General features: G+C 60.2%; 19 protein-coding genes and 1 riboswitch. Of the genes, 15 read left to right on the top strand and 4 right to left on the bottom strand.

All coding sequences use genetic code 11. The features are described 5' to 3' along the window. Positions 1 to 48: 48 nt before the first annotated feature. Positions 49 to 3,780 (bottom strand): phosphoribosylformylglycinamidine synthase, encoded by a 3,732-nt coding sequence (locus tag ACYQ3S_RS02460; RefSeq protein WP_459687166.1) that lies wholly within the window; start codon positions 3,778 to 3,780, stop codon positions 49 to 51. A 371-nt stretch (positions 3,781 to 4,151) separates the two neighbouring features. Here ACYQ3S_RS02460 and rpe point away from each other — a divergent pair, with 371 nt between their 5' ends. The 3 genes from rpe (at position 4,152) to ACYQ3S_RS02445 (ending at position 6,562) form a co-directional block, all read left to right on the top strand. Beyond that, complete coding sequence (rpe, locus tag ACYQ3S_RS02455; RefSeq protein ID WP_459687165.1) at positions 4,152 to 4,835, top strand: ribulose-phosphate 3-epimerase; 684 nt, start codon at positions 4,152 to 4,154, stop codon at positions 4,833 to 4,835. Positions 4,836 to 4,970: 135 nt separating this feature from the next. Further along, complete coding sequence (locus tag ACYQ3S_RS02450) at positions 4,971 to 5,951, top strand: ROK family protein (protein ID WP_459687164.1); 981 nt, start codon at positions 4,971 to 4,973, stop codon at positions 5,949 to 5,951. Then, entirely contained in the window at positions 5,948 to 6,562 is a 615-nt protein-coding gene (locus ACYQ3S_RS02445) for an HAD family hydrolase (protein ID WP_459687163.1), read from the top strand. The genes ACYQ3S_RS02450 and ACYQ3S_RS02445 overlap by 4 nt, the downstream gene beginning before the upstream one ends. 37 nt (positions 6,563 to 6,599) lie before the next feature. Here ACYQ3S_RS02445 and ACYQ3S_RS02440 read toward each other — a convergent pair whose 3' ends face one another. After that, the gene (locus ACYQ3S_RS02440; RefSeq protein ID WP_459687162.1) at positions 6,600 to 7,571 is read right to left on the bottom strand and encodes an alpha/beta fold hydrolase; all 972 of its coding nucleotides are present in this window, start codon (positions 7,569 to 7,571) and stop codon (positions 6,600 to 6,602) included. A gap of 172 nt (positions 7,572 to 7,743) precedes the next feature. Between ACYQ3S_RS02440 and ACYQ3S_RS02435 the strand changes: the two genes are divergently transcribed. The 4 genes from ACYQ3S_RS02435 to ACYQ3S_RS02420 all read left to right on the top strand — a co-directional run bounded on the left by ACYQ3S_RS02435 (position 7,744) and on the right by ACYQ3S_RS02420 (position 11,094). Further along, on the top strand, positions 7,744 to 8,085 hold the full coding sequence (locus ACYQ3S_RS02435) for a phenylpyruvate tautomerase MIF-related protein (RefSeq protein ID WP_459687161.1): 342 nt from the start codon (positions 7,744 to 7,746) through the stop codon (positions 8,083 to 8,085). Between the two features lie 147 nt (positions 8,086 to 8,232). Further along, a complete protein-coding gene (locus tag ACYQ3S_RS02430) occupies positions 8,233 to 8,694 on the top strand; it encodes a MarR family winged helix-turn-helix transcriptional regulator (RefSeq protein WP_459687160.1) in 462 nt (153 codons plus the stop codon). Position 8,695: 1 nt separating this feature from the next. Then, complete coding sequence (gene ftsH, locus ACYQ3S_RS02425; RefSeq protein WP_459687159.1) at positions 8,696 to 10,540, top strand: ATP-dependent zinc metalloprotease FtsH; 1,845 nt, start codon at positions 8,696 to 8,698, stop codon at positions 10,538 to 10,540. Positions 10,541 to 10,560: 20 nt separating this feature from the next. Beyond that, positions 10,561 to 11,094, top strand: coding sequence for a DUF308 domain-containing protein (locus ACYQ3S_RS02420; protein WP_459687158.1), 534 nt, complete (start codon positions 10,561 to 10,563; stop codon positions 11,092 to 11,094). A gap of 49 nt (positions 11,095 to 11,143) precedes the next feature. Here the strand turns inward: ACYQ3S_RS02420 and ung are convergent, their stop codons facing one another. Next, positions 11,144 to 11,818: a uracil-DNA glycosylase gene (gene ung / locus ACYQ3S_RS02415; RefSeq protein ID WP_459687157.1), complete on the bottom strand. Its 675-nt coding sequence runs from the start codon at positions 11,816 to 11,818 to the stop codon at positions 11,144 to 11,146. Between the two features lie 154 nt (positions 11,819 to 11,972). On the opposite strand from ung, the gene ACYQ3S_RS02410 reads away from it, so the two are divergent. From ACYQ3S_RS02410 to ACYQ3S_RS02375, 8 genes are all read left to right on the top strand, one after another. Then, positions 11,973 to 12,344: a GntR family transcriptional regulator gene (locus tag ACYQ3S_RS02410; RefSeq protein WP_107630598.1), complete on the top strand. Its 372-nt coding sequence runs from the start codon at positions 11,973 to 11,975 to the stop codon at positions 12,342 to 12,344. Further along, a complete protein-coding gene (locus ACYQ3S_RS02405) occupies positions 12,341 to 13,240 on the top strand; it encodes an ABC transporter ATP-binding protein (RefSeq protein WP_107630597.1) in 900 nt (299 codons plus the stop codon). Before ACYQ3S_RS02410 ends, ACYQ3S_RS02405 begins: the two co-directional genes overlap by 4 nt. Next, positions 13,215 to 15,386, top strand: a complete 2,172-nt coding sequence (locus tag ACYQ3S_RS02400; protein WP_459687156.1) for a hypothetical protein — start codon at positions 13,215 to 13,217, stop codon at positions 15,384 to 15,386. Before ACYQ3S_RS02405 ends, ACYQ3S_RS02400 begins: the two co-directional genes overlap by 26 nt. After that, a complete protein-coding gene (locus ACYQ3S_RS02395) occupies positions 15,383 to 15,922 on the top strand; it encodes a VanZ family protein (RefSeq protein ID WP_459687155.1) in 540 nt (179 codons plus the stop codon). The genes ACYQ3S_RS02400 and ACYQ3S_RS02395 overlap by 4 nt, the downstream gene beginning before the upstream one ends. A gap of 150 nt (positions 15,923 to 16,072) precedes the next feature. Further along, entirely contained in the window at positions 16,073 to 16,303 is a 231-nt protein-coding gene (locus tag ACYQ3S_RS02390) for a FeoA family protein (RefSeq protein ID WP_199855173.1), read from the top strand. Further along, positions 16,300 to 18,327, top strand: a complete 2,028-nt coding sequence (gene feoB / locus ACYQ3S_RS02385; protein WP_459687154.1) for a ferrous iron transport protein B — start codon at positions 16,300 to 16,302, stop codon at positions 18,325 to 18,327. The genes ACYQ3S_RS02390 and feoB overlap by 4 nt, the downstream gene beginning before the upstream one ends. A 96-nt stretch (positions 18,328 to 18,423) precedes the next feature. Next, the gene (locus tag ACYQ3S_RS02380; RefSeq protein ID WP_459687153.1) at positions 18,424 to 19,230 is read left to right on the top strand and encodes a Cof-type HAD-IIB family hydrolase; all 807 of its coding nucleotides are present in this window, start codon (positions 18,424 to 18,426) and stop codon (positions 19,228 to 19,230) included. Positions 19,231 to 19,256: 26 nt separating this feature from the next. Further along, positions 19,257 to 19,361: riboswitch (THF riboswitch) on the top strand. A gap of 69 nt (positions 19,362 to 19,430) precedes the next feature. Continuing rightward, on the top strand, positions 19,431 to 20,030 hold the full coding sequence (locus ACYQ3S_RS02375) for a folate family ECF transporter S component (protein WP_459687152.1): 600 nt from the start codon (positions 19,431 to 19,433) through the stop codon (positions 20,028 to 20,030). 43 nt (positions 20,031 to 20,073) lie between these two features. Here the strand turns inward: ACYQ3S_RS02375 and ACYQ3S_RS02370 are convergent, their stop codons facing one another. After that, a complete protein-coding gene (locus ACYQ3S_RS02370; RefSeq protein ID WP_459687151.1) occupies positions 20,074 to 21,447 on the bottom strand; it encodes an MATE family efflux transporter in 1,374 nt (457 codons plus the stop codon). Positions 21,448 to 21,449: the final 2 nt, after the last annotated feature.

The following is a 21,449-nucleotide window of genomic DNA, read 5'->3' as shown; positions in this document are numbered from 1 at the left end:
CCTTTTGGGAATAAAGCGCCCCTTACGGGGCGCTTTTCCGGTTGCTTATCACTTGAAGTACTGCACGCCGCCCGCAAAGATCGGCTGATACTTTTCGCCGTAGATATTTCTGCCGACGAACGGGCTGTAACGCTCGGTGTGGCCCATCTTGCCGAGCACGCGGCCGTCCGGACTGGTGATGCCCTCAATCGCGCACAGCGAGCCGTTCGGGTTCCAGGCGATGTCCATGGAGGGCTCGCCCGCCAGGTCGGTGTACTGGAACGCGATCTGTCCGTTCTGCGCCAGGTTGTCGATCACATGCTGCGGGGCGACGAAGCGGCCCTCGCCGTGCGATACCGCGATCGAATGCAGGTCGCCTACCTCGCAGGCGGACAGCCACGGGCTCTTGACCGAGGCTACGCGCGTGGTGACATAGCGGCTCTGGTGGCGGCCAATCAGGTTGAAGGTCAGCGTCGGGTCGTCGCCGGTCATTTCGTCGCGGATCTCGCCATAGGGGACAAGGCCGAGCTTAATGAGCGCCTGGAAGCCGTTGCAGATGCCGAGCATCAGGCCGTCGCGCTTTTGCAGCAGCTCGTGAATGCTGTCCTTGATGGCGGGGTTGCGCAGGAACGAGGCGATAAACTTGCCCGAGCCGTCTGGCTCGTCGCCGCCGGAGAAGCCGCCCGGCAGAATGACCATCTGCGCGCGGCGGACAGCCTGTTCGAGCTGCTCGGCGGACTGGTGCAGCGCGTCCGCGGAGAAGTTGCGCACCACAACGATCTCGGCCGCGCCGCCCGCGTTTTCCACCGCGCGCGCGGTGTCATATTCGCAGTTCGTGCCGGGGAACACCGGAATAACAGCCAGGGGCTTGGCGGTCTTGACCGCCGGGGCCTTGCCGCTGCGCTCGGTCCAGGATACCTTGGCCAGATGCTCGTCCGCTGCGTCCGCGCGGGTCGGGAACACGCTCTCCAGGCGGCTCTCGAACGCCGCGGTCAACTCGTCCAGCGGCACGCGCTCGCCCGCGACCGTGACCGCGCCGTCGTCCGTCGTGCGGCCGACCAGCCAGTAAGCAGGCAGGTCCTCCGACGCTTCGATCAGGATACCGCCGAAATTCTTGAGATACAGCGCCTCGGTGGGGAAGGACTCGTCAAACGCAAAGCCGATCTGGTTGCCGAGCGCCATCTTGCTCACGCCCTCGGCGATACCGCCCACGGACAGCGCCCACGCGGACACTGCCTTGCCGGCGGCGATGAGGTTCGCAACCTCGTTCCAGACGTGCTTCATGGTCTGGTAATCGGGCGAGCCGTCCTGGAAGTACGGCGCATCAAAGAAGTAGACAGGATGGCCCGCGGCCTTGAACTCGGGCGAGATCAGGCGGGACGCGTCCTGCGGGGCGATCGCAAAGGAGACCAGCGTCGGCGGTACGTCCATATCGTCGAACGAGCCGCTCATGGAGTCCTTGCCGCCGATCGCGCCCAGACACAGCTCCTCCTGCGCGTTGTATGCGCCGAGCAGCGCGGAAAGCGGCTTGCCGAAGCGCTTGGGGTCCTTGCCAAGACGCTCGAAATACTCTTGGAAGGTGAGGTAGGCGGTCTCAAAGTCACAGCCTGCCGCCACCAGCTTGGCGACCGACTCGATCACCGCCGCCGACGCGCCGAGATACGGGTTCTGCTCGGTGTAGTACGGGTCAAAGCCGAACGCCATCACGGAGGCGGTTTCGCATTGGCCGGAGAGCGCGGGCATGGTCGCGGCCATGACCTGCGCCGGGGTGAGCTGGTACTTGCCACCAAACGGTATGAATACCGAGTTTGCGCCGATCGACCCGTCAAACCGCTCGACAAGGCCGCGTTCCAAGCAGATGCCGAGCGTGGAAGCGTGGTTCAGCAGCTTTTCCCTTTCGGTCTGGCCCTCCGGTGCGCACACGATGGACGGCATAGGCAGGGCGGCGACCTCGGCGGTCACATGCTTGGCGCAGCCGTTGGTGTTCAGGAAGCCGCGGGAAATATCGACAATGGTGTTTCCGTTCCAGGTCATGCACAGGCGGTTTTTATCCGTGACCGTCGCCACAGCGACCGCTTCGATGTTTTCCTTTGCGGCGGCGGCGATGAACGCATCCGCGTCTTTTGCGCGCACGACGACCGCCATACGCTCCTGCGATTCGGAAATCGCCAGCTCGGTACCGTCCAGCCCGTCATATTTCTTGGGTACAGCGTCCAGATTGATGTCCAGACCGTCCGCCAGTTCGCCGATCGCGACCGACACGCCGCCCGCGCCGAAGTCGTTGCAGCGGCGGATCATGCGGGTGACCTCGCCGTTCCGGAACAGGCGCTGGATCTTGCGTTCCTCCGGCGGGTTGCCCTTCTGCACCTCCGCGCCGCAGGTTTCAAGCGATTCCTCGGTGTGCTTTTTGGAGGAGCCGGTGGCGCCGCCGCAGCCGTCGCGGCCGGTCTTGCCGCCGAGCAGGATGACGATATCGCCGGCCTCGGGTACCTCGCGGATGACGTTTTCCAGCGGGGCCGCGCCGACGACCGCACCGATCTCCATACGCTTGGCTACATAACCCGGGTGATAGATCTCATGCACCAGGCCGGTGGCCAGGCCGATCTGGTTGCCGTAGGACGAATAGCCCGCGGCCGCGGTCTGGCACAGCTTGCGCTGCGGCAGCTTGTGTTCGAGTGTTTCGGAGAGCGGCACCGTCGGGTCGCCCGCGCCGGTCACGCGCATGGCCTGATAAACATAGGAACGGCCGGAGAGCGGGTCGCGGATCGCGCCGCCGAGGCAGGTCGCCGCGCCGCCGAACGGCTCGATCTCGGTCGGGTGGTTGTGGGTCTCGTTTTTGAACATCAGCAGCCAGTCCTCATAGCGGCCGTCCACCAGCGCCTTGACCTTGATCGAGCAGGCGTTGATCTCCTCGGACTCGTCGATATTCTTGAGGTAGCCGCGCTTTTTGAGCACCTTTGCGCCCGCGGTGGCAATATCCATCAGGGTGACTGGACGCTTTGCCGCCTTCTCCTCGCCGTAGACCTCGACGCGCGCCCTGAGATACCGGTCGAATGCGTCCTGCACCATCGGGTCGTCAATCTTCACGCCGTCGATCTCGGTCAGAAACGTGGTGTGACGGCAGTGGTCGGACCAGTAGGTGTCCACCATGCGCACCTCGGTGATGGTCGGGTCGCGCTTTTCCTCATCGCGGAAGTAGGCCTGCAGGAACTTGAGATCATCCAGGTCCATGGCAAGCCCCATGTTTGCCAGCAGGTCGGAGAGCGCGGCCTCGTCCATATGGATAAAGCCGACGACCGAGGCGACCGTGGTCGGGATCGCATATTCGACCCTGAGGGTCGCGGGCTTGTCCATCGAAGCCTCGCGCGCCTCGACCGGGTTGATGAGGTAGCCGCGGATCTTGTCCATGTCCGCGCCGGTCAGCGCGCCTTCCAATACATAGATTTTTGCCGCGGCGACCGCCGGCCGCTCGCCGCCGGTCAGAAGCTGGATGCACTGCGCGCACGAGTCCGCGCGCTGGTCGAACTGGCCGGGCAGCGGCTCGACCGCAAGCACGGTATGAGCGCCCGCCGGACGGGGGAAGTCCTCGTCGTAGCACACGTCCGCCATCGGCTCGGAAAAGACGATGCCCTTGGCTTTTTCATAGGCTTCGGGGGCGAGGCCCTCGGTATCGTAGCGGCAGAGATAACGGACGTGGGTCAGCCCTTTGATCTCCAGCAGGTCGCGCAGGCTGGCGAACAGGCTGCGCGCCTCAACGTCGAAGCCGGGCTTTTTTTCGGAATAACAACGATTGACGCTCATGGTATCGTGTCCTCTCTTTTTATTCTTAACAAGATACTATCTATTTTACCTGTTTTACCCGTATAAATCAATCGGTGAGGGCGACAAATTCCGGAGGAATTCAGGGTTTTCTCTGTATATCCTTGCTGCGCGGACAAATCCCAACCAGTCCAATAGCGGTGAATTTGCTTTTCGGTTTTCTTTGAAACTCGTGCGTATCAGGTCTTGTAAAACCGGCCGGATGCGGTATAATAAAATCAAAGGGGGAGCGGCGGAATCCCGCCGCTCCCGTATTCAAAAAGACGGGCCGCAGCGCTGAAAAGGGGAGGCGCGGCCGCGCCTGGTATCAAATTATGCCGCGCCTTCCCGCGCGGTTACAGGAGGAAAAACCAATGGAAATCAAGCTCTCACCGTCTATTTTGTCCGCTGATTTCGCAAATCTTGCACGCGATATCAAAATTGCCACCGACGCGGGCGCGGAATATGTGCATGTCGATGTCATGGACGGGCATTTTGTTCCAAACATCACGATCGGCGCGCCTGTAGTCAAGGCGCTGCGCAAGGCCACCGACAAGGTGCTCGACGTACATCTGATGATCAGCGATCCGGACCGGTATCTGGATGATTTTATCAAGGCCGGTTCGGATATCATCACCGTACATTACGAATCCAACGGGGATACGCGGGAGCAGCTCAAAAAAATCAAGGCGGCGGGCGTCAAGGCTTCCTGCACGATCAAGCCGGGTACGCCGGCGGACGTGTTGTTCCCGCTGCTGCCATACTGCGATATGGTGCTGATTATGACGGTGGAGCCGGGCTTCGGCGGCCAGGGCTTCATTCCGGAATGCATGGACAAGATCCGTGCGGTGCGCGCGGAAATCCAGAAGCACGGCTATTCCTGTGAGCTGGAGATCGACGGCGGCGCGAAGTTAAACAATACCGCGGATATCGTGGCAGCGGGCGCGGATGTGATCGTTGCCGGCTCGGCCGTGTTCGGCGGCGATATCGCGGCAAACGTCAAGGGCTTCCATCAGGTCTTTGCGGAGGGGGCGGCCAAAGCGGCCTGGACGAAATAATCCGGCGGGGCCGGAATATGCGGGCGGATTTTACTCCGCCCGTATTTTTTTTGTTGACAAAAAGGACGGATCGGAGTATACTCAAAATAGAAATTAAAATAGTATTAAAAAGTGAGATAAAAAGGAGAGGATTGGATGGCGGACGCCGGACGTCTCAAGCAGGTCAATATGACGTTGATCCGCGAAGCCATGCGCGGGGGCGGCGAGCACAGCAAGAACGAACTGGCGCGCCGGACCGGCCTCAGCTTTCCTACAGTCAGCCGCATCGTAGACGACCTGGTGGAAGCGGGAGAGGCGAAGGAAACCGGAACGGCGGCCTCCACCGGCGGGCGGTGCGCGAAGCAGTATGCGCTGGATCCGGCATACCGCCTGTTCCTGTGCCTGCGGCTGGAGGGGCGGCGGCTCAGCTGGTTTGTGTGCGATTTGAATGGAACACGTCTGGAGCAGGAGGAAACCGAAAGCACAAACGGTATCCTGCACGATATAGACACGCTGGCGATGCGTGTGAAAGCGCGTTACCCGCAGCTTGCGGCTGCTGCAATGGGCTATGACGGCCCGCTGCAGAATGGCGTGGCGGCCGGTTCGGTCAGTCATCCGGAGCTGCGGGGCGTGAGCTTGCAGGCGCATCTGGAACATAGCTTCGGCCTGCCCGTGGCGGTCGAACGGGATATGTATCTGGTGTCGGTCGGCTGCTGCTGCCGGAGAAAGCAGGCTCCCAAAGCATTGGTGTGCGTTTATCTGGGGCGGTCGGGCATCGGCGCAGGCGCCGCGATCGGCGGAAAGGCGTTTCATGGCGCGAATGGATTTGCCGGGGAGCTGCATTATCTGCCGATCAAAAACAATTTGGAATATGCCAAAAGCCATTTCGCGGGAGCGGATATGGTGGCGTACTATATGCAGGTGATTCGGGCGTATGCCGCGCTGCTCAATCCGGACCGCGTGGTGCTGTACGACGACCCGCTGATTTTCGGCAAGGTGGAGCGTATCCGCAACGCCTGTGCGCAGACGCTGCCGCCGCAGGCGCTGCCGGTAATCGAGCTTTCGCGGGAATTCACGCAGGATTATGAGGCCGGACTGTGCGCGCTTGCGCTCGGATTGGTGGAGGAACGCCTATGAACTGTTTTGTTTTTGATATTGACGGGACACTGATCGATACGGCGGCGGTGGACCAGCAATCCTTTCAACAGGCGCTGCGGGAGTTCGGATACCATTACTCGTTGGAGGAGCTGCGCTTTTCGTTCGGCATGCCGGGACGAAAGTCCCTGGAAAAGCTGGCTATCCCGCCGGAAAGGATAGAGCCGGTCATGGCGCGCTGGGAGACGTTGTCGCGCGACCGTCTGCATGAGGTGGAGGTTTACGAGGGGATCATCCCCTTGCTCGAGGCGCTGCACGCCGCGGGGAAGCGGTGCGGGATCGTGACCTCGCGCACCAGGCTGCAGTTGGGGTACGGGTTTACCCCTTTGGGGCTGAACCACTATTTTGACGCGATCGTCTGCGCGGACGATGTCGAGCATCCGAAGCCCGCGCCGGACGGGCTGGTGGAATGCATCCGCCGCCTGGGCGGTTCGGCGGAGCAGGCCGTTTACATTGGGGACAGTGCCTACGATATGCAGTGTGCCGCGGCGGCGGGGGTGAAAAGCGCCCTGGCGCTGTGGGGCAGCGAAACGCCGGATGCGTTACAGGCTGATATGCGGCTGGCGCATCCGTCTGAACTCCTCCTGCTGTAACAAAAAAACACCGGCTTTTTGCCGGTGTTTTGCTTTGTCAGTTGACGGCCTGTTCGTCCCTCGCTTCAGCCTGCGCGCTGAGCTGCGCCTCCAGCCAGCGGGAGATATCGCCGAACGCCTGCAGCCGGTCAAGCTCGTTGAAGATATCGTGCCGCGCGTCCTTGTAAAAAATCACCTCGATGTTTTTCAGCCCCGCGCCGCGGTACAGGTTGACGACCCGCCGCACACCCTCTCCGTATTTTCCGACAGGGTCCTTATCTCCGGACAGGAACAGGAGCGGAAGCGTGTTTGGCGTCCGGCGGAACGTGCTGTTCGCGTTGGCCTTGATGACCAGGGTGTACAGGTCGCGGAAGCCGGTCGCGGTGAAGATAAAATTGCATTTTTCATCCGACTGGTAAAGGGAAACCACATCCCTGTCACGGCTGATCCAGTCGAAGATCGAGTGCGGGTTTTTAATCCGGCGGTTATAGCCCCGAAACGTGATGGTGGATAGGAAGCCGCTGCGGTAGGTCACGCCGCGGCTGCGCGCGATCGAGTCGGCAAGGTGCGCGGCGCTGATCGCCGCCGGCTGCGGGCCGGCCGTGCCGGTCAGGATACAGCCGGATAAACGGTCGCCGTACTCGGTCAGGTACAGGCGGACGATCAAAGAACCCATGGAATGCCCCAGGATAAAGTAGGGCAGGTTCGGGTAGCGGCGCTGCATCAGGTCGGTGAGCTGCTTGACGTCTTCAACAAGGTACTTCCAGCCGTCCCGCGCGGAAAAAAAGCCGAGGTCGGCATCGCGGGAGACCGAAGCGCCGTGGCCGATATGGTCGTTCCCGCAGACGATAAAGCCGAGACCGCACAGATATTTTGCAAAAGCGGTATAACGCGAAAAATATTCGCACATGCCGTGGGACAACTGCACGATGCCGCGCAGCTCGGACTGTTCCGGCGTCAGGATATAGTATGTGACATTGGACACACCGTTCGCGCTTTTATAAATATTTTGGGTACACTTGATATTCATATAGCACACATCCGTTCGGCGGGTAGATTTACTGCCAATATCATACCACAAAACAGGCCGTGTGTGCATAGAATTTGAGCAAAATTAACAAAGCGTTTATAAATTTGTTTGCTTGTCACCGGGGCGGCAGGATGCTATAATAAAAGAAACAGTTGAAAACGGGGTGCTTATTATGCCTTATATTGGTATTTCTACGTCCAAAATCCTTTCCGAAGAGCAAAAAGACGCGCTCAAAAGCGAACTGGGCCGCAAAATCAGCGTGATCCCAGGCAAGACCGAGGCAAAGCTGATGGTTGATATTTCGGATGGACACAGCATGTATTTTGCAGGGGAAAAACGGGAGCTGGCGTTCCTGGATGTGCGCTGCTATGGCTCTACCGAGTTTGAAAACAAGAAAGCCTTTACCGAGGCCGCGTTCACCGCGGTGCAGCAGACGACCGGCCTGCCGCAGGATGGCATTTACCTCTCCTATGGGGAATTTGCCAACTGGGGTACGCTGGGCAGCATGAAATAAGGCTTTTCAGTGTGCGGAACGGCCGCTCCCTGTGCTGTGGGAGCGGCCGTTTTGATTTTGCAAATTGTTCACAAATAAATGGTTGACACTGTTAACAAATTGAAGTACCATAAAAATAACGGAAGCATTCAGAAAGGAGGACGCGGAATGATCCACTGGGAAGACGATTTTTTGAAGGACACGGTCAAACTGGAAAAGCTGTACCGAAGCTGTTTTCAGGATGCGGCCGCCGGATACCAGCTCTCGCCGAACGAAACCGCGGTGCTGCTGTTCCTGTGTAGCCATGCGCCGGAGCAGGATACTGCAACCGATATCGCGCAGTCCCGCGGCATTTCCAAGGCGTTGGTCGCGCGCAGCGTGGATGGGCTGCACCGGCGCGGCTTCCTTGCCTGCGAGCGGGATGCAAGCGACCGCCGCGTCGTGCATCTCCGCCTGTGCGGGGAGGGTGTCGCAGCGGCGGCGCAGCTGCAGAAAAGCTGTCGGGAGGTTGCGCGGCAGCTGCGGCAGGGCATCTCGGATGAGGAATTGCTGACCGTGCATCGGATTATGGACAAGATGCAGCGCAATCTGGACGCGCTGCTGGAACAACGGGAAAGAAAGGTGAAATGATATGGTTGGACCTGCAAATGGTTCCAAAACGCCGAAAAAACCGCTTATTTTTTATTATGCGGTCACATTGGTCGTGCTTATGCTGCTCAATTGGCTGCTGTTCCCAATGCTGGCGCAGCGGCAGGTGACCGAAGTCGGCTATGATGAATTCCTGTCCATGGTGGACGAGGGACGGGTGGAAACGGTCGCCTACGACAAGCAGGAGGAGCAGATCGTATTTGAGGGTAAAAACGAGGACGGAAAGGTTGCGGTCTATAAGACCGGCATCTTTCCGGATCAGGATTTGGTCGAGCGCCTGCTGGATGTGGACAGCGTAAAGTTTGCTTCCGAGATCCCGACACAGGCCTCGCCGCTGCTGAGCCTGCTGCTTGGCTATGCGATCCCGATCGTCATTATCCTGGTGGTCGGCCAGTGGCTCAGCAAAAAAATGATGAAGAGTATGGGCGGGAACGCCATGAGCTTCGGCAAATCCAACGCCAAGATCTATGCCGAAACCGAAACCGGCAAGACCTTTGCGGACGTCGCCGGACAGGACGAGGCGAAGGAGGCCCTGCGGGAGATTGTAGACTTCCTCCACAACCCGGGAAAGTATGCGTCGATCGGCGCCAAGCTGCCCAAGGGCGCGCTGCTCGTCGGCCCGCCGGGTACCGGCAAAACGCTGCTGGCCAAGGCGGTCGCGGGCGAGGCGCATGTGCCGTTCTTCTCAATCTCCGGCTCGGAGTTTGTGGAGATGTTTGTCGGCATGGGCGCGGCCAAGGTGCGCGACCTGTTCAAGCAGGCGGGCGAGAAGGCGCCCTGCATCGTATTCATTGACGAGATCGATACCATCGGCAAAAAGCGCGATGGCGCGGGCTTTGGCGGCAACGACGAGCGCGAGCAGACGCTCAACCAGCTTTTGACCGAAATGGACGGTTTTGACGGGACCAAGGGCGTTGTGATCCTGGCCGCGACCAACCGGCCGGAATCGCTCGACCCCGCGCTGCTGCGCCCGGGCCGCTTCGACCGCCGCATCCCTGTCGAACTGCCCGACCTGCAGGGACGTATTGCGATTTTGAAGGTCCACGCCAAGGACGTGCATATGTCCGGTCATATCGATTTCAATGCGATCGCGCGGGCAACCTCGGGCGCGTCCGGCGCGGATCTGGCAAACATCATCAACGAGGCGGCGCTGCGGGCGGTCCGGCTGGGACGGAACGCGGTCGAGCAGTCCGACCTGGAGGAAAGCGTGGAGACGGTTATCGCGGGCGCACAGCGCAAAAACGCGGTGCTCAGCCCCAAGGAAAAAGAGATCGTTGCATACCACGAGATCGGTCACGCGCTGGTCGCGGCCAAGCAGAGCAATTCGGCGCCGGTTACCAAAATCACGATCGTGCCGCGCACCTCGGGCGCGCTGGGTTATACCATGCAGGTGGACGAGGGCGAGCATTATCTGATGAGCAGGGAGGAGCTGCTGAACAAGGTGACGACACTTACCGGCGGCCGTTCGGCCGAGGAGCTGGTCTTCGGTTCGGTTACGACAGGCGCCTCCAATGATATCGAGCAGGCGACCAAACTGACGCGCGCGATGATCGCCCGGTACGGCATGAGCCGCAAATTCGATATGGTTGCGTTAGAAACCGTGACGAACCAGTATTTGTCGGGCGACGCTTCGCTGGCCTGCTCGGCGGAAACTGCGGCGCAGATCGATCAGGAGGTCGTGGCGACCGTTAAGGCGGCGCATGAGAAAGCGATCGGCATTTTGCAGGAAAATATGGAGTCGCTACACCGGCTGGCGCATTTCCTGCTGGAAAAGGAAACCATCACAGGAGAGGAATTTATGGGGATGCTGGAAAAGACACAGGAATGAATGACTGAGGAGGGGCTGCAATGAAAGATTGGTTTGGACGCGGTATCTGGTTTCTGGTGGGCATGTTTCTGGTGATTATGGGGCTGTATTTCCTGATCCATCCGGACGCGACGCTGGTTTCGATCGCGTGGCTGCTGGGGGCGGCCATGCTGGTGTCGGGCGTGTCCGACCTGGTGGTGTATCTGGCGCGGCATCGGGCGTATATCGCTTCGGGATGGTTTTTGGCGGACGGGATCATCGATCTGCTGCTCGGCCTCCTGTTCGTGTGCAACAGCTGGTTGGCGGCGGAGCTGCTGCCCTATGCGTTGGCCGGATGGGCAATTCTGTCCGGCGTGATCAAATGCGTCGGCGCGGCGATCTATCGCCGGGCGGGCATGTTGTTCTGGGGCGCGCCGCTGGCGATCGGTCTGGTCATACTGGTTTTCGGCCTGGCGACCTTTTTCAAGCCGGATATTGCTGCAATCGCGATATCCGCAGTGGTAGCGGTTGTTTTGATGGCGCAGGGACTGATGGCGGTGATGCGCGGCCTGTTTGCTTCCTCCCTGCATCGGTAAGGGGTGAAAAAAGAGCCTGCTCGGCGGAGCAGGCTCTTTTTTTGCCCTGTCAATCGTGGTTCAGATCCCAGTCGATCGGCTCGACGCCGTTCCTTTCCAGGAAGGCATTGCATTTGGAAAAATGCCGGCAGCCAAAAAAACCGTTAAACGCCGACAGCGGCGACGGGTGCGCGCATTCGAGCACCAGATGCTGCGGCGCGGTAATCAGGCTCTTTTTGCTGCGCGCGTTGCCGCCCCAGAGCAGGAACACAACCGGCCGTTCATGCTCGTTGAGCTTCTGGATGACGTGATCGGTAAAGGTTGTCCAGCCGATGTTCTTATGGCTGTTGGCCTGTCCGCGCCGTACGGTCAGGGTGGTGTTGAGCAGCAGCACGCCGCGCTCGGCCCATTTGGTCAGCGTGCCGCCCGCCGGAGGCGTGATGCCGAGATCGCTCTGCAGCTCCTGAAAAATGTTCAGCAGGCTCGGCGGCGGCTGTATGCCCGGCTGGACGGAAAAACAGAGGCCGTGCGCCTGCCCGGGGCCGTGGTAAGGGTCCTGCCCCAGAATAACGGCCTTTACCTCGTGATAGGGCGTGTAGCGCAGGGCGTTAAAAATATCCTCCATAGGGGGGTAAACCGTCTGCTCGGCATATTCTTTCTTGAGCCAGTAGCGTATTTTCTTATAATATTCCTGCTGGAATTCGCCGGTGAGCAGCGTATCCCAGTCGTTTCCCAAATGTACCATGTGCGGCCTCCTGAACAGTGTTTGCAACCAGTATAGCATACATCGCGCAAAAAAGCGATTGACAGGGAGAAAAAGATTTGCTATACTTCAAGTGTATTAGAACGAATAATACAGATAGAACATATGGAACACGACTGGAAAGGAGGCGCGCAATGTGATAAAAATCGATTATCGGGACCCGCGGCCCATCTATGAACAGGTGGTGGACGGTATTGAGGAGCTTGCGCTGCGCGGGGCGCTGCCTGCGGATACGCAGATCCCCAGCGTACGCCAGCTTGCGATGGAGCTTTCGATCAACCCGAACACGATTCAGCGCGCGTATGGAGAGTTGGAGCGGCGCGGCGTGATCTACGCGGCCAAGGGACGGGGGAATTTTATTTCGGATAACATGACGGTGCTGCGCGAGCGGCGCCTGGAAGAGATCGGCGCGCAGATCGGCGCGCTGGCGGCGCAGGCGCGCACGCTTGGCGCGGACGAGGACCGGCTGCGCGGCTGGCTGCAGAAGAAAGGAGTGGATAGGGCATGATTACGGCTGAAAACGCGACCAAACGCTTTGGAAGCATCACGGCGGTCGACCATGTATGCGCAGAGGTGCGGGACGGCTCGGTGTATGGGCTGATCGGTTCGAACGGCGCGGGCAAATCGACGTTCCTGCGCATGCTGGCGGGCATCCTGTCGCCGGACGAGGGTGCGGTACGCATCGATGGGGCGGATATTTTTGAAAATGTAGCGCTCAAGGAACGGTTTTTCTTTATTTCCGACGAACAGTTCTTTTTCCCGAACAGCACGCCTGCGGAGATGAAGAACTATTACAAGCGCTTTTACCGCTATTTTGACGAGGCGCGCTATCACAAGCTGATGGACGGCTTCGGCCTGGATGAGAACCGCAAGATACGCACGTTCTCCAAGGGTATGAAAAAGCAGGTTTCCGTGATCTGCGGCATCTGCGCGGGAACGGATTACCTGTTCTGCGACGAAACGTTCGACGGGCTGGATCCGGTCGTGCGGCAGACGGTCAAAAGCCTGTTTGCGGAGGATGTGGAAAGCCGCGGCATGACGCCGGTTATCGCCTCCCACAACCTGCGCGAACTGGAGGATATCTGCGACCATGTCGGCCTATTGCACCGCGGCGGCATCCTGTTCTCGCGCGACCTGGATGAGATGAAGCTCGGCATGTTCAAGCTGCAGTGTATTTTTACCGGCACGCTTCCGGAAAACGCATGGCAGGAGTTTGACCTGCTGCGCCTGGAGCAGCGCGGCTCTCTGTATACGCTGACCGCGCGCGGCAGCCGCGAGGAGCTGCTGGCGCGGATCAACGCCATGAACCCCAGCTTCTGCGAAATGCTTCCGCTGACGCTGGAAGAAATATTCATCAATGAAACGGAGGTGGCCGGTTATGACGTCAAAAAGCTTCTCTTCTAAGGGCTTGCTGGGGGACAGCATGCGCCGCAGCCTGTGGGCGCTCGTCCTTTCCGGCGTGGGCTTTTTCCTGTCCCTGCTGCTGCCCGTGCTGATGTCGATGCAGCGGGCGCTGGAGCAGAAAGCGGATAATTTGAAAAATTTCCCGCAGCATATGGAGGACGCCTGGCAGGGCGCGCTCGACCTGGTGGCCGAGCTGCTCGGCTACAATCCTTTTGTCAAGGCAACCTTTGTCATCATGGCGGTCGTGTGCGGCGTCGCGCTGTTCGCCTACCTGCACAACCGGCAGAAGGTGGATTTTTACCACTCGCTCCCGCTTTCGCGCACACGCCTGTTCGCCAACAACTTCCTGACCGGCGCGCTGTGTACGCTTTCCACCTATTTTGTCATGCTCGCCATCACGCTGGCCTGCGTTTATGCGATGGGCTTTGGCGAAGCGGCCGATTGGGGGGCGATCGGCGGCACGGTGCTGTGCAACCTGATTTTCTTCCTGCTCATTTATGCGCTGGCCGTGCTGACAACGATCGTCTGCGGAAATACGGTCGTGACCCTGCTGCTGCTCGCCTGGGTTTACTTTTCGCCCCTGCTGGTGCGCATGCTGCAGATCGCGCTGCTCGGCAAATTTTATGAGACTTATGCGTCGGCAGGCGAACTGGATGGTACGATAGCGGCGTTACGGCTTTGCCCGGTGATGGAGTACTTCACGGTGGACGGTATCCGGTACGGCGGCGTTGCCACACTCGGGCAGACCGGCTCGGCGGCCGGCCTGCTGGCGGGGTATCTGGCCGCTGCGGCGGTAGTGACCGCGCTGGCGGCATTCCTGTTCCGACACCGCCGCAGCGAGCGGGCGGGTACGGCGCTTGCGTTCGACCGGTCAAAGCTGCCCGTTAAGGTATATATCTGCCTGATTATGGGCGTTGCGTTCGGCGCGCTGTTCAATCTGATTGCGGGCGATTTCTGGTTCTGGCCCGGCCTGGTGATCGGCGCGGTGCTGTTCCATTGGATCGTTGAGATCATCTATGCCTTTGATTTCCGCGCGATCTTTGCCAAACCGCTGCACCTTGCGGTGATGCTGGTCGTTCTGGTCGGGGGGATGCTGCTGATGAAAGCGGATGTGACCGGCTATGACGCCTGGCTGCCGGACGAGGGCGAGCTGGAGGCGGTGGACGTTGCCGCATACAGCAGCAGGGAGATGCTGAGCGAGCCGGAGAATATCGCGGCGGTGCGCCGGCTGGCGGAGATCGGCGTTGCCATGACGGCGGCGGACGACGCCGCGCCGGAGGGCGAGCTGCAGGCGCAGTTCGGTCCGTTTGACGACTCTTTCGGCATTACACTCAAGTTCCGCCTCAACGGCGGGCGCATGGCGGCGCGTTACTACAGGCTGCCGCAGACCGAGGAGGTAGAGGCGCTGCTGGTGCAGCTCCAAACCTCCGCGGAGTACAAACAGAAAAAATGGGATCTGTTCTGCCTCGATGATATGACTGAGGACGAGGTCGCGGTGCTTATGTTTACGGATAACGCCGGCGCCTATCTGGGCAACCTGTATGACGAGCCGGAGAAGATCAGTCAGATACTGGAAACGCTGCGCGAAGAAGAGCTGGCGCGGCAGGAAAGCAGTATGCCGGTGTTCCGTCTGGAACTGGCGTACGAAAACAGGCGGGACGGCAGTTGGTCCGCAAGCTGGAGCAAAATTTATGTGTGCGAGGCGGATACCAGAACGCTGGCGCTCATCAAGCAGCTGACCGGCTATGAGCCGCAGCCGCAGGCGCTGACCGCGGATCAGATCAGCATGGTAGAAATCGGCTATGTGGTGCAGAGGGATGAAGAAGGCACGGCCTGGCGCAACGTGACCGTGACCGATGCCGGGGATATTGAGAAGCTGCTGGAAGATGCGGTTTATGCCGACGCAATGAATATATACAACAGTGTGTTTTATCTCGGCAGCGGAGCGCCTCTGATGGAAAGCGCCGATACGGTCAATGTATATGCAACGTTAAAAGACGGCGATCGCACGACAGAGCTGCGCTACCTGCTCGGCACGCTGCCCACGGACGTGATCGAAAAGTACCGGCCCGACGGGGCGGCGGATGAAGCCGCGGCAGTCATCGACGCGGCGGCAACGGCTGAGATCATGCCGTCGGTCGGATGAGACGGCGGGATTTCTGCGGCGCTGCGGTACTCCTGCTGTACCTGCTGTGTGTCGGTCTGGTAACAGGGCCGTCGCTGTACCAGCTGCTGGCGGGCAGCCTGCCGGAGCCGCGGTTCGAGCTGATCCCGTTTGCCGATATCGCAGCGGTGCTGAACGATCCTGCTTCGCCCGGCCTGGGGGTGTTCGCCAACATCGCAGGCAACGCGGCGCTGCTTGCGCCGCTGGGGTTCCTGCTGCCGCTGTTCTGGCGGTATTTTGGGCGCGCGAGGCGCACGATTCTGTTCGGCTTCGGCGTATCGCTCAGCATTGAGCTGATTCAGCTTGTTGCGGGCGGCGTGACCTCGGTGGACGACCTGATCCTGAACACGTTGGGCGCGGCGGCCGGATTTGCTTTGGCAAAGCTGCTGCTGTGCGCGTGTCCGCGCCTTGCGCCGGCGCGGCAGGGGCGCGCCGAGTGGGCGTATCCGCTTGCGTGCTGGCTGGCGGTGATCGTGTTGGCCACGGCTTCCGACCTGCTTCTGCTGGGCGGGCTTTGACTATGAACGCGGCGTACCGGACAACTGAAAAGCAAAGGGAAGGGCTTCCGCTGTTGGGCGGAAGCCCTTCTGCCGCATTGACAAGCGGAAACGGACATTTTATAATAATAAGGTATGCAGCCGAAGACTTGGCCGCAGCAGGGGGATAAAATGAAGACACTTAACCATTTGAAAACCGGCGAGAGCGGCGTGGTGGACTACATCACGGCGGATGGCGCGCTCAAGCGCCATTTTCTCGATATGGGCATCACGAAAGGCGTGGTCGTGACTATGGAGCGGATCGCGCCCTTTGGCGATCCGGTCGCCGTGCGCCTGCGGGGATACAGCCTGTCGCTTCGGCGCGAAGAAGCGAAAAAGATTGTGCTGGAGGCGGGCGGATGAACGGGGATAAAAAAACCATTGCGATTATCGGCAATCCGAACAGCGGCAAGACGACGCTGTTCAACCGACTGACCGGCTCGAACCAGCATGTCGGGAACTGGCCCGGCGTGACAGTCGACCGCAAGACCGGCCATATCTGCCACGATGGGGCGGGCATCGACATCGTGGACCTGCCGGGCATCTATTCGCTTTCGCCCTATACGCAGGAGGAAATCATCGCGCGCGAGTTCGTGCTGTCGGACGAGCTGGACGGCATCCTCAATATTGTGGATGCGGCCAATATCGAGCGCAACCTGTATCTGACGCTGCAGCTTGTCGCGCTGGGGCTGCCGATGGTGGTCGCCCTCGGCTTTATGGACGACGTGCGCGCGCAGGGCATCGAGATCGACTGCGAGGAGATGAGCGCGCGGCTGGGCGTGCCGGTCGTGCCGATATCGGCCAAAAAGGGCGAGAATATGCATGATCTTTTGGACGCGCTGGCGCACGGGATGCGCGCGCCGGCACAGCAGCCGGCCTATCTGCATGGCGTGGGGGCAGCAATCCGGCGCGCGTCCGGCCTGCTGCGTCCGCTGCCGCTGCGCGCGTGCAGCCTGCCGTTTTACGCGGCCAAGCTGCTCGAGGGCGATAAGGCGATGTGGGAGCAGATGGACCGCCGCGGCATGCCGCAGAAGATACGGGAGGAACTGAACACGATCGCGGCCGGCATGCAGAGCCACGCCAACCAGACGGATAAGGAAATGGTGCTGGCGGACGCGCTGTACGACTATATAGAGGAGCTGGTGCGCGCCAGCTACCGGCGGCCGGCGGTACATAAGGCGACCGTGACCGAGCGCATCGACCGCATTGTGCTGCACCGTGTCTGGGCGCTGCCGATTTTCGCGTTTTTCATGTTCCTGATGTTCTGGTGTACGTTCGGCCCGTTCGGGTCCTGGCTGGGCGACGGGATGGAATACCTGATTCAGGGAGTGCTCTCGCCTGCCATACGCGAACTGCTTACAACAGTGCAGGCCGCGCCGTGGATGATCGGGCTGGTGTGCGACGGTGTGATCGGCGGCGTGGGCGGCGTGCTGAGCTTTTTGCCGCAGATCGTGATTCTGTTTTTCTTCCTCTCCGTTCTGGAGGACACCGGCTATCTGGCGCGCGTGGCGTTCATCATGGATACGCTGCTGCGGCGCATCGGGCTGTCCGGCAAGTCGTTCGTACCCATGCTGATGGGCTTTGGCTGCACCACGCCCGCGGTCATGGCGGCGCGCACGATGGAAAACGACGACGACCGCCGCATGACCATCATGCTCACCCCGTTTATGTCGTGCGGCGCCAAGCTGCCGGTTTATGCGCTGGTCGCGGGTGCGCTGTTTGGGGAGAATCAGGGGCTGGTCGTAATCAGCCTGTATGTGCTGGGTATCCTGATGGGGATTGCCGCGGGCTTCATTCTCAAAAAAACGGTGTTCAAGGGCGTATCCTCGGGCTTTGTGCTGGAACTGCCGACCTACCGCATGCCGAGCTTTAAGGGTACGGTGCTCAACATGTGGCAGAAGGCGAAAGATTTCATCACCCGCGCCGGCACGGTCATCTTTTTGATGAGCGTGGTCATCTGGCTGCTGCAGAACTTTACGCCGGCGCTTGCGGTCGCGCAGGACGCGGGGGAAAGCATCCTCGGCGTGTTCGGCACGGCGATCGCGCCGGTGTTTGGCCCGCTGGGTTTTGGAAACTGGCAGGAATCGGTGGCGCTGCTGACCGGCCTGGTCGCCAAGGAGGCGGTAGTTTCCACAATGAGTGTGCTGTACGGCGCGGGCGGGGACAGCGCGGTACTGTCCGGTCTGCTCGGTTCGGTGTTCACCCCGCTTACGGGCTACTCGTTCCTGGTATTTACGCTGCTGTATATGCCCTGCATGTCCGCTTTTGCTACGATCAAGCGCGAGATGGGCGGCTGGCGCTGGGCGTTCGGCGCCGCCGCGTTCCAGACGGGGCTGGCGTATTTGGCCGCGTTGGCGGTTTACCAGATCGGCAGCCTGTTGATATAAGGACGGAAAATAGGGGGCTGCGCTGTTCAAAGCGCGGCCCCTGTGTTATACTGGAAAGGAAATCTGTCTGTATGGAGAAAGAGGAGGAGGCCTGTCATGTCCATCAAACTGATTGCCGCAGACCTGGACGGAACGCTGCTGACAAGCGAGCGGAAGCTTTCGCCCGACCTGTTCCCCCTGATCGGGGAGCTGCGCGGGCGCGGCGTCCGGTTTGCTCCGGCGTCGGGACGGCAGTATTACAACCTGCGCGAGCTATTCGCGCCGATCGCGGACGAGCTGCTGTATATCAGTGAAAACGGCGCGATGGTCTGCGACGGGGCGGAGATCCTCTCGTTCGAGGCCATGCCGCCGGACGAGGTCGTCCGCGCGGTGGAGGCGGCCCGATCGATTCCCAAAACCCACGCGATCCTGGCCTGTCGGGAGGGCGGCTATTATGAGAACCGGACGGATACCGTGTTTCTGGAAAATATGTCGTATTACTATGCGCGCCGGCACTATACGGACGATCTGCTCGCGGTCGCGCGCAGCCAGCCCGTGTGCAAGGTCGCGTTGTTCTGCTCGCGCAGCGCGGAACGGGTGCTGATGCCGGCGTTCCGGCCGTTTGCGCAGACCAGCCAGGTCGCGCTTTCCGGCGCGGATTGGATCGACCTGATGCGCCCGGGGATGAACAAGGGGCTTGCGGTCCGGACAATCTGCGGCCGCTTGGGCATCGCGCCGGACGAGTGCATGGCGTTCGGAGACTACCTCAATGATCTGGAGCTGCTGCAGGCGGTCGGGGAGTCCTACGCCATGGCGAACGGACACGAAGCCCTTCGGTCCGCGGCAAAGCATATCTGCCCCTCTAACGATGACGACGGGGTCTGCCGCACGATCCGGCGGACGCTTGGTATTGACAAGACGTAAAAGCGTGATACAATAGAACAGGAAAAAGCAGAGTAGGTCACAATGCGTTAAGTGCCGCTGAGACGGGGAGTTGTTCAGCGGACGAAAGGGACGAAAATCCCCCTGCGGTATTGTGGCCGCATCCCGCTGCTGCAACTGTTTAGGCATCTCCTAAATCGCTGTGGCAACAGATGAATTTTTTACAGGAGGTGTCTTTTTCTATGCAAAAAAAGCAGAATATTTTCGTCCAGTCGCTCCGAGAGCTGAAAAGTACGCGCTGTCTGGCGCTTACCGCGCTGTTGATCGCGGTCAACATCACGCTGGATCTGCTCGGACTGACCATCAAGCTGCCGCCGAACCTGCGCATCGGCTTCGGCTTCCTGTGCAACGCGGCGATCGGCATGCTGTTCGGCCCAGTGGTCGCTATGATGGCGGGCATAGGTACCGATGTGCTGGGTTATTTTGCCGGCAACCTGACGATGGGCGCATATTTCCCGGGCTTTACCGTTACCGCGATCATGGGCGGTCTGTTCTGGGGGCTGTGGCTGTATCCCCGCCGGCTGACAGTCGGCCGCGCGATCGGAGCCAAGGCATGCATCAACCTGTTCTGTAATATCGGCCTGAACTCCCTCTGGCTTTCCATGACAGGCGGCGAAGCGATGAATGTCCTGCTCGCGCTCCGTATCCCCAAAAACCTGCTGGTGCTGCCGCTGGAGGTCGTGTTGCTTTACTTCGGCATGAAAATGATCCTGAAGATTTACATGGCGCTGCCGGGTACGGCAGGCGATGCGTGTGCGGTCAAAGCGGATACGACAAGATAAAAAGCACACCCCGAACCGGAAAGGGTTCGGGGTGTTTTTCTGTTTATAGGCTGTCGCTCTGCGCCGCCTGCCGAAGGCCGGGGGCGAAGGTCAGCCATTTGGTGCCGCGGAAACGCGTTGTAAAGCAGATCGCGCGGCAGATCCAGTCCGCGACCATGGCGATCCAGATGCCGATCGCGCCGAGGCCGAACTGCACGGCAAGGATGTAGCCGCCGCCCAGACGCAGCAGCATCATGGAGGCGATCGCGCAGACCATGGGATAGCGCACGTCGTTGGCCGCGCGCAGCGCGTTGGTCAGGGTAAAGGAGATCGGCCAGAACAGGATGGCGGAGCCGTTATGGATGAGCACCAGGATGCGCGCGAGGGAAAGCGCTTCGGGAGAGAGGCTGTAGATCCGCAGGACGAGCGGGCTGAACAGCATGCACAGCAGGCAGGTGCTGCCCAAAATGAGATATGTAATCTTGACCAGCTTTTTCGCCATGCGGCGCGCCTGTTCCGCGTCTCCCGCGCCGATGCATTGGCCGACGACCGTGATCATAGCGAGGTTGATCGCCTGGCCAGGAATGATGCCGATCGAATCCAGGTTGTTTGCGACCGCGTTTGCGGCGATCTGCGTTGTTCCGAACAGCGCAATAATGCTGACAACCAGCACGCGCCCCAGCTGGAACAGGCTGTTTTCCAGGCCGTTGGGGATGCCGATCTGCAGGATGCGGCGGATCAGCCGGTTATCCGGCCGGAATGTCGTGCCGCGCCGCAGGGACACGGTGTGCGCGGGATTGAACAGCAGGATGGTGATCACCACCGCCGCGACAATGCGCGCGAACATCGAGGCGAGCGCCGCGCCCGCGACGCCTGTGTGAAAGCCGTAGATCATTGTTGCATTGCCAACTATATTGACAATATTAATCAGTCCCGCGATCATCATGGAAACGTTGGAATTGCCCTGCGCGCGGAACAGCGCCGCGCCGGCATTGTAGATCGCCAGGACCGGATAGGAGAATATGCTGATGGTCAGATAGGTCAGCGCGCTTTGCATAACGTCCGGCTCGATCGAACCGAACAGCAGGCGGAGCAGCGGCTCGCGCAGGAGCATGACGATCGCGGCGATGCCGATCGAGATCAGCGTGACGACGAAATAAAGCTGCTTGGCCGCGTCGCACGCGCGTTCGCGCTCCTTGGAGCCGAGCAGCTGCGCCACTACGACCGCGCCGCCTGTTGCCAGGGCGGCAAAGATATTGATAATCAGCACGTTGAGCATATCGACCAGGGAAACACCGGAAACAGCGGCTTCCCCAACCGAGGATACCATGATGGTGTCGGCCAGGCCGATGGTGATGGACAGGATTTGCTCCAAAATCAGCGGCCAGATGAGCTTTTTCAGCGCTTTTGCTGAGAACAGATCCTTTTTCGTTTGCAATA

The organism is Agathobaculum sp. TL06 (assembly GCF_054658635.1).
Note: the sequence above shows the minus strand (reverse complement) of the source record. Positions and strands in the feature narration are given on the sequence as shown.